The sequence below is a fragment of the Pirellulales bacterium genome (assembly GCA_036490175.1).
Lineage (GTDB): Bacteria > Planctomycetota > Planctomycetia > Pirellulales > JACPPG01 > JACPPG01.
Window position 1 is genome coordinate 75300 of record DASXEJ010000303.1, and the last position, 12541, is coordinate 87840.

Sequence of the window (12541 nt, forward strand, 5' to 3'; positions counted from 1 at the left end):
TTGATTCCCGTTAAATACAACATCCGTAGCCTGCGCACTCGATGGGTCAGCTCGCTGATGACCATCCTCGGCACCGCGCTCGTGGTGTGGGCAGTCGTGCTAACCTTCGGCCTGGCCGACGGGTTGGACCACACGCTGGCGGTGTCGGGCGAGCCGTTGGATCTGATCATTATGCGCAAGGGGGCCACGGCCGAGACCAACAGCATTGTTAACGAGGCGGCCGCACGCGAGATGGCGGCACTGCCAGGCATCGCCTCGGATGCGGTCGGCGAAATGCTCTGCTCGCCTGAGCTGGTGGTGGTCGTCAATACCCCCCGCCGCGGCGATACCGGTAGCGGCAATATGATCCTCCGCGGAGTAACGCCCGCCGCGCAGCAAGTGCGCACAGGGTTTCAAATCGTCGAAGGGCGCGAGAACAGGCCGGGCCTACGAGAAGCTATCACAAGCAAGCAGATGGCGCGCCGCTTCGAAGGAGCGGGTTTGAACGAAGAACTTGACGTGTTCGGCAACAATTTCACCATTGTGGGGCTATTCGAGGCGGGGCACAGCGCCACCGAGTCGGAAGTTTGGACCGATTTGGAAGTGTTGGCGCAAACGACCAGGCGGGTGGGCATCCGCTCGTCGATCCAGATTCGCGCCAACAGTGCCGACGATGCACAGTCGCTTTCCGATCGCATTGCCAGCGACGAGCAATTTGGCTTGGCGGCACTTAGCGAACCTGAATATTACGCCGAACAGGCCAAATCGAGCCGCGCCATTAAGGTGGTCGGAGTTTTCATAGCGGTTGTCTTGTCGGTCGGCGCGGTGTTCGCCGTGGCCAACACGATGTATGGCGCCGTCGCGTCGCGCGCCCGGGAAATCGGCACTTTGCGGGCCCTGGGATTTGGCCGCCGCACGATTCTGGTGTCATTCATGCTCGAGTCTCTTGCACTGTGCCTGGCCGGCGGCGCCCTGGGCTGCCTGGCTGCGCTACCGTTGAACGGCATGTCGACGGGCACTGCCAATTGGGTCACCTTCAGCGAGTTGGCCTTCACCTTCCGTTTCGGCCCCTGGGTGCAAGTTCTAGCCCTTCTGCTCGTCGCTGTGGTAGGAACCATGGGTGGGCTTTTTCCCGCGCTCCGTGCCACCCGCATGAAGATCGTTGATGCGCTACGCGAGATCTAAAGCCCCCGGCTCGACACTTGCAAACCGGCACAGAAAACAATCCCATTCCGCGATCTATACTTTCCCGGGGTAGCTGGGAGAGAAGCCATGGTCCGATCTTTGCGCGAAATCTTGATCGTGCCGACCGTGTTGCTTTCGATGTCAGCGGTCGCATTTAGCGCCGCCGCGGCGCCAGCATCTCGCGCCTTCTCGGTAAACGGCGTAAAAATCCACTACCTTGTCGAAGGACAAGGAGAGCCGGTCGTTCTGATTCATGGATTGCACTCGAGCGCCCTGATGAACTGGGGCCCAAACGGGATCATGTCCGAGCTGGCCAAAGATCATCAGGTGATCGCTCTTGATTTGCCGGGCCATGGCCAGTCGGACAAACCGAACGACGAGAAGGCTTATGGACTGCAACTCGTCGCTGATGTCGTCGCACTGCTCGATGAATTGAAGATCAAAAAAGCTCACATCGTGGGCTACTCGCTAGGGGGCATGATCGCCATCAAGTTTCTTGTCATGCATCCAGACCGGGCAATTTCGGGCACGATAGGCGGCATGGGCTGGCTGCGCGCTGGTAGCCGCCTGGAACGAAGTTGGGGTCAATTGCCGGCTCGTGAGAGGAGCCGTACACCGACGGTGTGCGTTCATTCGATGGGCGCGTTGTCGATCACTCAGCAGGAACTCGAGGACATTCACGTGCCGGTCGAAATCGTGATCGGCCAGCGCGACCCGGTGAAACGCATGTATGTATCTCCGCTACAGCAAGTCCGCCCGGACTGGCCGATCGTTGAAATCGAAGGTGCGGGGCATATCACCTGCGTCACGCGCCCCCAATTCGGCCAAGCAGTCGCCCAATTCGTCAGGAAACAAACGAAGTAGTAGCCGACAATCACTCGATCGGGCGGTCTTTCGACGTGCTTGATGCGACGTCATTTCTGCCGCAGCAGTTCCCGACCGAGACGGGCCGCCTCACTGTCGGGCTGTTCGTCGATGAGCTTTTGGATCGCTGCCCGCGCCTTTTCTCGCACAGCCGGCTTGGCCGAGTCGGCCAAACCACGCTGTTTCTCCAGTTGCTTAAGCGCCACGATTTCTTTTTTCAGGGCCGGATCCTTGGCCAGATCGCGGCGCGCGGCCGTCGCCTTCTCGGCGGCAGGATAGCCTGCGAATCTCTCGGTGATGGCGCCATAGCGATCATATGCTTGCAACTTATGTCCGGCCGATTCGCTCTTGGCCGTCAGGTTTAGTTCCTTGTCGCTGCGCGCTTCGACGAAGTTCGAGAGCTTCTGCGCGGCGGCCTTAATTTCTGCCTTGCGCGAGGTCAACGCCTTGGTAAGTGCCGGTTTCACTCCGACGTAATTGCCATACTCGATGCTCAGCCAGGTCGCATGCAGCTCGGCGGGAATCGCCTCGGGGTCGACATTCCATTTTGCGCCCTCCAGCGCCTGGCGGATCGTCTCGTCGAATTTCGACCAGTTACCGTGCTGTAGCTCGCCCCCTGGCGACAGGTAGCCGACTTGCATCGTGTTTTGCAAACTAATCTCACCGATATCGGCCCGCCGCTCGAACGATCTATCCGTGTCGACGATCACGGGCCAGGAAAGGCCAACGCTGCGGACATACTGCTCGACTTGTGCCTTCGACGTGCCGGAACTGACCGCGATGAACACTACCGGCTGATCCGCATATTTGGCGGCAGTGGCCATCAGCGCGGGCCAACGTTCGCGGCAGCGCGGGCAGCTCTCCTCGAAGAAGTAAAGAATCGCCGCCTTGCCATGCAACGATTCGGCCGAAATCGGATCGCTATTGGCCCACGTTGTGGGAAATTCAAGGGCCGATGCATTTGTTTCGACCTTGGTCGCGTTTTGCGCCGTGGCCGTAAAGGCCCACCACGTTCCCACTGCGAGCGATGCAAGCCAATAGATGGCTGCTGTGCGACGCATAAGAGCTACCCCGAAAAGACGACCTACCGAGGGGACACATTCGAATGCCGATGTTTCGGCAGGCCTATCTTAGCATGGGCAACGAGCACCAGGACGTACAGTCTACTCGCGCCCGTGCCCCTGCGCACCCAGCAGCCAGGCCAGGATGCCTTTTTGGGCGTGTAGCCGGTTGGCGGCTTGGGCTACTACGATGCTGGCCGGGCCATCGATCACGTCGTCGGTCACTTCTTCGCCACGATGCGCCGGCAGGCAGTGCATGAAATACGCGTCGCTCGGGGCGTGTGCCATTAATTCAGCGTTCACTTGGTAAGCGGCAAATGCATTGCGGCGCGCTGCCGCCTCGGATTCCTGCCCCATGCTTGTCCAGACGTCGGTGTAAACGGCCGAAGCAACCTTGACCGCCTCGCGCGGGTCGGTGCAGACAAGTAACTCGAGGTCTGGCACCTCGCTCTTAAGTGTCTTCAAGAAATCCGCTCCGAACTGATAGGCTTTGGGTGCCGCAATGGCGAACCGCATGCCCGTCTTCCCACAACCCATCGCCAGACTACGTGCGACGTTGTTGCCGTCGCCGATAAAGGCGAGCGTTTGCCCGACCAGCGAACCGGTCAGCTCGCGCAGGGTGTACAGATCTGCGAGTGCCTGGCAGGGATGATCTTTATCGGTCAATCCGTTGATAACGGAGCATTTGCAGAACTTTGCCAGCTCCACGACCTTCTCGTGGCTGTTCGTGCGCACCACAACGACGTCGACATACTCAGAGAGCACTCGTCCGAAATCGGCGATCGACTCGCGCGAGCCCCAGCCCACATCGTCGCCCAAAAAGAGACTATGGCCGCCGAGATTCACCATGCCCGCCTCGAAACTGACGCGCGTGCGCAGACTCGGCTTCTCGAAAAGCAGAGCCATTACGCGTCCCGGCAAGAGCGCCTCGCGCAGGCCGTTCTGATACTTCGTCTTTAGGTCCTCGGTGATCGCGAAGATCCGTTCGATCTCGCCGCTTTTCAAGTCGGCCAGCGTAATGAGATGTCTCATTGTTGCCACGGTCCCTGTTGCGTCTGCCGCCACGTGTAGTGTTTTTAGCCGACCTGATTCTTGAGAACTTCTGCCAGGATGTCGCAGCCCTGGTGCGCCTGATCGGCCGTGAGATTCAGTGCGGGCAGGAGTCGCAGGACAGTGCCGTGGGTACAGTTGATGAGCAGGTTCTTTTCGAGGCAGCCTTTGACGATCGCGGCTCCTTCGATCGAAAGTTCGACGCCGATCATCATGCCCAGCACACGCACATCGCGTACGATCTCGCATTCGCTGCGCAGCTTTTCCAGCCGCTCGCGAAAAACTTTGCTGACGGCCAGGCCATTTTCCAGCAGATGTTCTTGCTCGATCATCTCGATCGCCGCGATACCGGCCCGGGCCGCGATGGGATTTCCGCCGAACGTCGCCGCGTGCATCCCGGGGCGCAGGCTGGGGGCGATCTCGGCCGTGGTCATCAGCGCCCCGCCGGCGATGCCGCCGCACAACGCCTTGGCCAGAGTCATGATGTCGGGCGTGACGTCGAAATTCTGATAAGCGAACCATTGCCCGGTGCGCCCGCAACCACTCTGGACCTCGTCGAAGATCAGCAGCAGGCCGTGCTCATCGCACAGCTTACGCAAACCTTGCAGAAATCCGGCAGGAGGCAGGTTAATACCCCCCTCACCTTGCACCGGCTCGACCATGATGGCGGCCGTTTCCGCATCAATGCGGCGCGATACTTCGTCTAGATTTCCGAAGGGGGCATAGACGAATCCGGCCATCAGCGGACCGAGCCCCTCGTGATACTTCGGCTGTGCCGTGGCGGCCGTCGCGCCGAGCGTGCGCCCGTGAAAGCTGCCCTCGAAGGTGATGATCTTGTAGCGTTCGCGGGGTGTGTGCAAACGGGCAAGCTTGATAGCGGCCTCATTGGCCTCGGCGCCCGAGTTACAAAAGAATGCCTGGCCGCCAAAACTGCGTTCCGAAAGAGCCCGGGCCCACTGGCCCTGCGCCTCGGTGTACCAGGTGTTTGGTACGTGGATCAGGGTCGCAACCTGTTCCTGAACGGCGCGGACGACTGGCTCGGGGCAATGTCCTAGCAGGTTGCAGCCCCAGCCGGGGAAAAAATCGAGATATCTATTTCCCTCGGCGTCCCACACGTAGCTTCCCTCGCCGCGCACCAGGCAGACCGGATAGCGCACATAGTTGGGAACCACGAACTGTTTGAACAGCTCGACGATCTCGGTCGAGCTTGTGTTTGCGGTGGCCACGGCGTTTTGACTCCTGTTTGGGGAGATCGACTCGGACCCTTTGGCGTTGCGAATTGCGCTAGCTCATATTCGACCCGCGAGCGGCCCCACGGGTTCAGGGCATTAAGCGGACAGGCACGGCTCGCGCCACGACTACCAGTTTATTGACCCGATCGCCCCACACCTAAAACAATAACAACCACGAGTGACACGAATTACACGAAAGAGGTAAGACCACAGCCTTATTTGGTCTTTCTTCTGATTCGGGCGATTCGTGTGACTCGTGGCTTTCGTGCTCTCCTATCGCGACTTGACGATTTCGGTGCCGACGCCGCGGCTGGTATACACTTCCATCAACAGCGAGTGCCGCTGCCGCCCATCGATTATGTGTATCTTGCGGACACCGCGGTCGAGCGTTTCCAGGCAGGCTTGCACCTTGGGTATCATACCTGCCTCGATGGCGCCGGATTCGATCAACTTGTTGGCTTCCTCGGCGGTGAGCGAGACAATGAGCGAGTTCGGATCGTCCTTCGAGCGACGGACACCGTTGACGTCGCTGAGAAACACCAACTTTTCTGCGCCCAACGCCTGGGCAACTGCTGTGGCTGCGGTATCGGCATTGACGTTGAGTTTTTCCCCTTGAGCATCCAAGCACATCGAAGGGATGATCGGCACCGTGCCGGCATAACACAGGTTGGCGATCGTGGCGTGGTCGACGCGCGTGACGCGTCCGACATAGCCCAGGTCGATAGCCGCGCCTTCGTTATCGGTGAGCGTTAGTTTTTCGCCGAAGAGTACGTTCGTCGTGCGAAAATTGAGCGGCGATGCGCGTCCGCCGAGTTCTTCCACGCGTTCGACCAGGTGCTCGTTCGTTTCATAGGCCAACACTTGCTCGACGATGTCGCGAGTTTTGTCGTCTGTGTAGCGACGCCCCTGAATGAAGTGCGCTTCCAATCCGGCGGCCTCCATGGCGCGGCTGATGGCCGCACCCCCGCCGTGTACGACCACCGGTCGGACATCGACCGTGGACATGAAGACGATATCCAAGAGCAAATGCCGCAGCGCGTTCTCGTCCTCCATGACGCTGCCGCCGACCTTGATCACGACGACCTTGCCGCGAAACTTGCGGATCCATTCCAAGGCCTCGATGAGGACATCCGCCTTTTCGATCGCGCGTTCCAACGGTTTGCTCCCGGCGGTGCCATTCTGTTGGCCCTTCGCGGCGACCGTTCTGCTCACGGAAAACACTCCCCCCACTTTAGAAAAAGCTCTATTGTAGGTGGACAGTGAACAGTGTCAACGCTGCGGCGCTGACGACCCGAGGAGGACTGCAAAGTCAGGTATTGAGTATTTTCAGTCCGCGGGCGGGGTTCCAGGCGATATAGTCGGCGGCGGCTCGCAGGGGGATGGTGGGGTCAGAGCGGAGAAGGTGGATCGAGAGGGCGGCGTTGTTGAGGGCGGCCAACCAAACAAACCGACAGGCCTGGCCGTCGGGTGTGGTGGCGATCTTCGTCCCACCAACGGTCTTTCAAGAAGTGCAGACCGTTTTCCAGTCGCCAATGCTGGCGGAGGTGCCGCAACAGTTCCGCCGCCCGTGACCTGCTCCGGGTCGAGGCTGGAGATGAAGTAACGCACGTCGTGCGTGAGCACGACGCCGTCTGCGGAATGAACGATGTGATCGCCGCGCAGCGCTAGGCGACAGCTGTGCAGATCGAGCGATTCACGAATGTAATCCGCGTTGCCGAGATCGACCCACAGGCGGCGCGTTTCTTGGTGAGCCTCCTTTTATCGGTGGCTTCCGCGGCCGGTGGACGCAGCGCAAGCTGGGCAAAACAGTTCCGCAAAGCGTCCAACGTATCGCCCTGGTTGGCTTCGACCAAATGCTCCGTTGCTGGCGGCATCTGCGCGAAAGATGCCAGCAGCAGGCCCGGTGCCTGCTAGCGCCGGGCCTGCGGGAGGGCAATCCGAGCCGCAACGTCAGCTCTTTGCTTAACCCCGCTACGCACAACCGACTGGCGGGCCGCGATATCCGCCGCAAGACCAATTTTCTGGTCCCGTGACTCCAGCCCTATGACCGGTACAACCGATAAGCCAGATACAACCCGCAAGGTTTCCCGCATCGGAATGCCTCACCTCGACCAGGTAGGCAGCCGGGGCGCGAGCGTGCTGGGGGCTTTTAGTTCAAGAGGGGGGAGTGGGGGAATGAATCTACGTCTCTACGTGTGCCTGGCTGCGCTGTGTGGCGCCGGCCAGGCCGCGGCCGCGGAACAGCCGACGGTTGTGACGCAGCCGTACACGCAGTCATTGGAACCGGCGCGATCGGCCGACAAGCCAAGCCGCGCCCTCAAAGCGCGCCCGGCGAAGGGGCCGGTCAAGACATCCTCGGCCCAGGCCGAGCGGGCCCGAGCGGCGCTTGCGCAATCGCGGATGGTCCGCCTGGCCCAGGCATCGAAAAAGGACGAGCCAGCGGACACACCCTCGGATCCGTTCGAGGAAACCACGCCTCCGGCCGACGAGCCGGCTACTCCCTCAGAAGAAATGGAAACGCCTCTCGGAGCCGAACCGCCCACCCGCCCGGACGACCAGGTCTTCGAGATAAATCCCGGCGACGAACCTCAGCCGGCGGAAGTGCCCGCCGAACGATCAAATACTAAGCCCGGCCGCAAAGAGCCGACCGCCGCACCGCCGAAAGCGCCCGCCAAGCAAATACCGCGCTCCGAACCGCACGCGGCGCCACCGGCGGGTCGCCCTGGGCAGCCGGAGGAAGTGGCGCCGCCGCGCAGTGGCGTGCCGTCGCGTAACGGCGGACCACCGCCGGCCGAATTCGCGCCGTCGGCAGAGGAACCTTTCTATGAGGAATCGGAGCCGTATTTCGACGGAGAGGGCTGCGACGGCTGCACTTCTTGCGAAGAGGCCGTCGGTTCCTGCGGCTACTGGGAAAACTTTTGCTATCCACCGATTTCCATGCACCCACCGAGAGGGAGCTGGGTGACGGTCGACTACCTGATGTGGTGGAGCCGCGGCCAATCGTTACCGGCCTTGGTGACAACCGGCGATCGCGGCGGGGCGCTTACCGATCCCGCCCTCTCGATGCTGTTCGGCAACGATCGCGTCGATAATGGCATCCGCTCCGGCGGCCGGATTAACGTGGGCACCTGGCTCAATATGGAACAAACCTGGGGCCTCGGCGCGTCGTTCTTGCAGATGCAGAACGTGTCCACGAACTTCAGTGCCACGAGCAATGGATTTCCGACGTTGGCACGTCCGTTCGTCAACTCGCAAACCGGAGCAGACGACTCCTCGGTCGTGGCCCAGTCGAATATTCTCAGCGGCGGAATTCAGGCCCGCACCACTGGCAGCTTCGTGGCGGGGGATGCCTATTTTCGCCGCGCCTTGGCCTTCAAACCTGGCCGGCGGATTGATGCGCTCTTTGGTTGGAGATACATGCAGCTGGACGATTCACTGCAGATTAATGACCACTCGTTGTCGCTCGACTCGACCAATCCGCAGGTGCCGCTGGGCACGGTCTTTACCGGCCAGGATCAATTTCGCACCCGCAACATTTTTAACGGTGCGGAGCTGGGGTTAATGAGCGAGCGCCGCCGCGGCATCTGGTCGTTGAACACAGTGGCCAAAGTGTCACTGGGCAATATGAACCAAACAGTGCTGATCAACGGCAGCCACACAACCACCGAGCCCGGCGTGACTCCCTTTACAGGCCCGGGAAGTTTACTGACGCAACCCAGCAATATCGGCCACTACCAGCGCAACGTTTTCGCCGCCGTGCCCGAGGTGACTTTGAATCTGGGAGTTCAGATCACGCCCCGCCTGCGCGGTACGGTCGGTTACTCGTTGATCTACATCAGCAATGTCGTGCAATCGGGACGACAGGCCAACCTGTCGATCGATCCGACGCAAATCTCGGGAGGCACGGGCACACAGCCCTCCTTCCAGTTCCACGACAACACCTTCTGGCTGCAAGGTTTGAACTTCGGTTTGAATTACCAGTTCTAGAAATCGCCAGTCAATCTGAACTCCGGGTGACGGATGGCGGCCTGCCATCTCCACGCCGGGTGCCGTGTCCACGCAAGGCCTGGACATGTTAACTAGCACTCAAACCAGACATGCTCACGCGTTGCCTGAGCATGGTACCGGGCATGCACCCGTCGAAGTACAACGGTCGCGACATAGGTCGCCTGAGTCTTTTTATTCTCAAGCCTGGGCGCAGGGCCGGCCGATCCCCATGCGGACGACCTTACCGATCGCGCAGGCGGGGCGGCGGCGGTCGCTAGCAGTGCGCGCAGCAATCGCGATCGGAAAGTTTGGCCAGGAACTTTCCAGCTCGCGCCGACGCTTGTCGCCCATTAGGTTACAAAGGGCCGCTTCGATGCGCATCGAACCGACTCCATCCTTGTCGCCGCGTGCCGCGCGCCTGATCGCGCTGGGGATGTGCGCGCTCGTGCCGCTGGCGGCTGTGGAATTCTTTCTGTGCGTTTTTCGTTATGACAACGACTTCCTGTGGCATCGCTTGCTCGGAATCTCGTTCCTTCAGGACCAGCTGTACGACGCCTTCGGCCATCATTATCTACCAGCGCGGGCGATGATCGACGCCGCTACGGCGTGGATGCCGTATCGGCTGGACCGCGCCATCTGGCTCTTGGCAACGTGCGCGGGACTGGCGTGGTGTGTCAGATTCTGGTCGGATTTCGAAAGGCGACCCGTTCCCGCCTGGGCAATTCCCGCTCTCCTGGCACTGGCTGTGACCGGGTCTTACGTCCATCGCGACCTGGTCGAATGCGGCTTGCAGCTGTTCTTGCTGGAATTGCTTTCCGTGGCTCTGTGGGGATTGCTGCACGGGCGATCCTCGCTGTGCGGACTGTCGTTGGGTCTGGCCGCGGTCTACAAAGTCACGCCGCTCATCTTTCTGCCGTTCCTGCTCTGGAAGCGCCAATGGCGCGCCGCAGGCTGGATGGCTGGATCAACCGTTTTCTTTTGCCTGTTGCCGGGCCTCTTTGTGGGTTGGCAGCGGAATATCGAGTTGCATTCACAATGGTTTGACTATGCCGGCCGTCTGATGGCGCAAGACGACCCGGCCGAAAATGGCATCGAACCGGCAACGATGCACAACCAGTCACTGCCCGTGATGCTGGCGCGACTGGTGGAGGATTTTCCAGAGGGTCATCCTCTGTACATTGGTCGCGGACCGCTCGCACGCTGGGCGCGTTTCGATCCGCTATCCGCCAAGCGCTTCATGCAAGGGGCGCTGCTGGTGTTTGCCCTGGGGCTGGCGTGGCGCTTCCGGCGGTCAATTGACCTGACGGACGGTGGCGAAGCAATCGCCTGGGAGTGGTCCGCGATGTGCTCTCTCACGGCGCTTTTGTCACCTATGTGCTGGCTTCAGCACCTGGTGCTGGTCATTCCCACGGCTTTACTGTTCGCACAATATGCCGCTGCAGGTCGAGCCCGACGGTGGCAATGGAATGCGGCCGGAGCGGCCACGGCGCTGATGTTGTTGGTTCACAAGGACCTGTTGGGCTTGACACTCTGTGACCTGCTCAGCTCGTACCAGCCTCACACCGTGGCAAGCGTCCTGTTGGTGGTGCTGGCTATAGGCACTCGGTCGCCCGGTCCGTCGGCAAATGCTGCCGAGGAAGTATCTCCCAACGGTTACAGCCTGGCAGCTTGAAGGGTGCGTCCCTTCTCTTGCCCCGAGACCTCGACGCGTTTCCGCCGGTGGCCGTAATGAAATGCACGGATCGGCGGACCCTGAAAAGTCCGTTAGTTTTCCAGGGCCGTTTCGCTGCCAGGTGCGTAGTGTGATAGGGTGAGGCTTGTTCGCCCAAAGTCCGCCCGAGCCCGAGGGAAAGGATGGTCGCACATGGCGGGGCCAGGCATGTTGCAGATCTTTCGTGCCAGTGGCGTTGCGCTGCTCCTATCGGCGTTGTGGACCATGTCCGTTTGTGCCGCCCCTCCTGGTAGTACTTCCTCGTCGGCCGTTCCGGCAGTTACACCTTCGCCACGCACGGGCGAGGTCGACGGTGCGATGCTCGACTCGATCGAGCGTGTGCGGCAGGTTTCGCGGCAAGCGCTGGCCGCCGAGGTTCGGGCCGCACTGACCAAGGCCCACGAGCGGATGGCAGCAGACCCGGTGGGAACATCTCGCGCGCTGACGATGGTCCGCCAACGCGTCCGTGCCGCTCCTGAGCTAGCGCCGGCCGAGCGCGATCAATTGCTCGCGCAGATTGGCACTGTGCAAGGCCAGGCGGAGAGTGCTTCGAGAGCGCGCAACCGTCGCGCCATTGATCAGGACCAGGCCCAAAGGATGCGCGCGGCGCGGCAGGAGCTCAATCACGCGCTAGTGACCAATCAACAGGCAGCATCACGGAACGTGGCACGCGTCAATGAACTGGCGGCCGGCCAGCAATACCGCCAAGCCGAGGCGCAAGCACGCCTGGCCGGTGAGGGCACGTCAGCGGTTGCGGCCAGCACGGCCCTGGCTCTCGAATCGCGTACGCGCCTCCATATCGCGGAGGCGCAATCGTTGGCCGAGCGTCGACGCCAGAAACTGTACGAAGAGTTCCGAACCGAGGACAGGCAGCAGGCCGTCATTTCCGACGATCCGCCGATCGTTTATCCGTCGGCCACGCAATGGCAGTCGTTGTCCGCACGCCGCAGGAAGTGGGGCGAGACGGCCAGCACCTATCAGCCTGGCCCCGGCGAAGAGAAAATCAACAAGGCTCTCCGTGAGACGACCAGCATCGATTTCCAGAACATGCCGCTGGCGGACGCTGTCGACTATCTCAAGGACAAGCACGGCATCGAGATCCAGCTCGACAACAAGAATCTGTCTCTGGTCGCGATCAGTAGCGCCGTGCCCGTCACCTGCAAAGCCCGCGGCATCACACTGGCTTCGGCTCTGCGGCTGGTCCTTAATGACTTGGACCTGAGTTGGATCGTGCGCAACGACGTTCTGTTGATCACGACGAAGGAACAGGCTGACAGCGTGATGAGCACACGCATCTATCCGGTAGGCGATTTGATCATACCGGTGCAAAACCCGTTTGGTCTGCCCGGACATATGCCGTTCTAAAACGCCGTTCTGTTTCGGCGGCGGCCCACGCGCCGCGACGAAGTGCGGACGAAAGCCGTTTGCTCCGCCATGCGGCTTCTAAGCTAGCTCTGCAGGCAATGCCAGCA

Annotated in this window: 10 protein-coding genes; 5 read left to right on the forward strand and 5 right to left on the reverse strand. The window is 60.9% G+C overall.

Annotation, left to right across the window (positions count from 1 at the left end; all coding sequences use genetic code 11):
• Together VGG64_23230 and VGG64_23235 are read left to right on the forward strand one after the other, a co-directional pair.
• Nucleotides 1-1164: an ABC transporter permease gene (locus VGG64_23230; GenBank protein HEY1602536.1), complete on the forward strand. Its 1164-nt coding sequence runs from the start codon at nt 1-3 to the stop codon at nt 1162-1164.
• Between the two features lie 87 nt (nt 1165-1251).
• Complete coding sequence (locus tag VGG64_23235) at nt 1252-2028, forward strand: alpha/beta hydrolase (GenBank protein ID HEY1602537.1); 777 nt, start codon at nt 1252-1254, stop codon at nt 2026-2028.
• A gap of 50 nt (nt 2029-2078) precedes the next feature.
• On the opposite strand, the gene VGG64_23240 is transcribed toward VGG64_23235, so the two are convergent.
• From VGG64_23240 to argB, 4 genes are all read right to left on the reverse strand, one after another.
• A complete protein-coding gene (locus VGG64_23240) occupies nt 2079-3089 on the reverse strand; it encodes a TlpA disulfide reductase family protein (protein ID HEY1602538.1) in 1011 nt (336 codons plus the stop codon).
• 102 nt (nt 3090-3191) lie between these two features.
• Nucleotides 3192-4121, reverse strand: coding sequence for an ornithine carbamoyltransferase (argF, locus tag VGG64_23245; GenBank protein ID HEY1602539.1), 930 nt, complete (start codon nt 4119-4121; stop codon nt 3192-3194).
• Between the two features lie 44 nt (nt 4122-4165).
• Nucleotides 4166-5365, reverse strand: coding sequence for an aspartate aminotransferase family protein (locus VGG64_23250; GenBank protein HEY1602540.1), 1200 nt, complete (start codon nt 5363-5365; stop codon nt 4166-4168).
• A gap of 279 nt (nt 5366-5644) precedes the next feature.
• Nucleotides 5645-6526 carry an acetylglutamate kinase gene (gene argB / locus VGG64_23255; GenBank protein ID HEY1602541.1) on the reverse strand — a complete coding sequence of 294 codons (882 nt, stop codon included), beginning with the start codon at nt 6524-6526 and terminating at the stop codon, nt 5645-5647.
• Between the two features lie 1020 nt (nt 6527-7546).
• Here argB and VGG64_23260 point away from each other — a divergent pair.
• Nucleotides 7547-9358, forward strand: a complete 1812-nt coding sequence (locus VGG64_23260) for a BBP7 family outer membrane beta-barrel protein (GenBank protein ID HEY1602542.1) — start codon at nt 7547-7549, stop codon at nt 9356-9358.
• A 198-nt stretch (nt 9359-9556) separates the two neighbouring features.
• Here VGG64_23260 and VGG64_23265 read toward each other — a convergent pair whose 3' ends face one another.
• Nucleotides 9557-9739 carry a hypothetical protein gene (locus tag VGG64_23265; protein ID HEY1602543.1) on the reverse strand — a complete coding sequence of 61 codons (183 nt, stop codon included), beginning with the start codon at nt 9737-9739 and terminating at the stop codon, nt 9557-9559.
• On the opposite strand from VGG64_23265, the gene VGG64_23270 reads away from it, so the two are divergent.
• Entirely contained in the window at nt 9732-11030 is a 1299-nt protein-coding gene (locus VGG64_23270) for a glycosyltransferase family 87 protein (protein HEY1602544.1), read from the forward strand. The genes VGG64_23265 and VGG64_23270 overlap by 8 nt on opposite strands.
• Nucleotides 11031-11237: 207 nt before the next feature.
• Nucleotides 11238-12434: a hypothetical protein gene (locus VGG64_23275; protein HEY1602545.1), complete on the forward strand. Its 1197-nt coding sequence runs from the start codon at nt 11238-11240 to the stop codon at nt 12432-12434.
• Nucleotides 12435-12541 lie beyond the last annotated feature (107 nt).

Bases quoted from the DNA above. Each gene is read 5' to 3' on its own strand.
- VGG64_23270 (HEY1602544.1), top strand. From the start codon at position 9,732: ATGCGCATCGAACCGACTCCATCCTTGTCGCCGCGTGCCGCGCGCCTG.
- argF (HEY1602539.1), bottom strand. From the start codon at position 4,121: ATGAGACATCTCATTACGCTGGCCGACTTGAAAAGCGGCGAGATCGAA.
- VGG64_23265 (HEY1602543.1), bottom strand. From the start codon at position 9,739: ATGCGCATCGAAGCGGCCCTTTGTAACCTAATGGGCGACAAGCGTCGG.
- VGG64_23240 (HEY1602538.1), bottom strand. From the start codon at position 3,089: ATGCGTCGCACAGCAGCCATCTATTGGCTTGCATCGCTCGCAGTGGGA.
- VGG64_23235 (HEY1602537.1), top strand. From the start codon at position 1,252: ATGGTCCGATCTTTGCGCGAAATCTTGATCGTGCCGACCGTGTTGCTT.
- VGG64_23260 (HEY1602542.1), top strand. From the start codon at position 7,547: ATGAATCTACGTCTCTACGTGTGCCTGGCTGCGCTGTGTGGCGCCGGC.
- VGG64_23275 (HEY1602545.1), top strand. From the start codon at position 11,238: ATGTTGCAGATCTTTCGTGCCAGTGGCGTTGCGCTGCTCCTATCGGCG.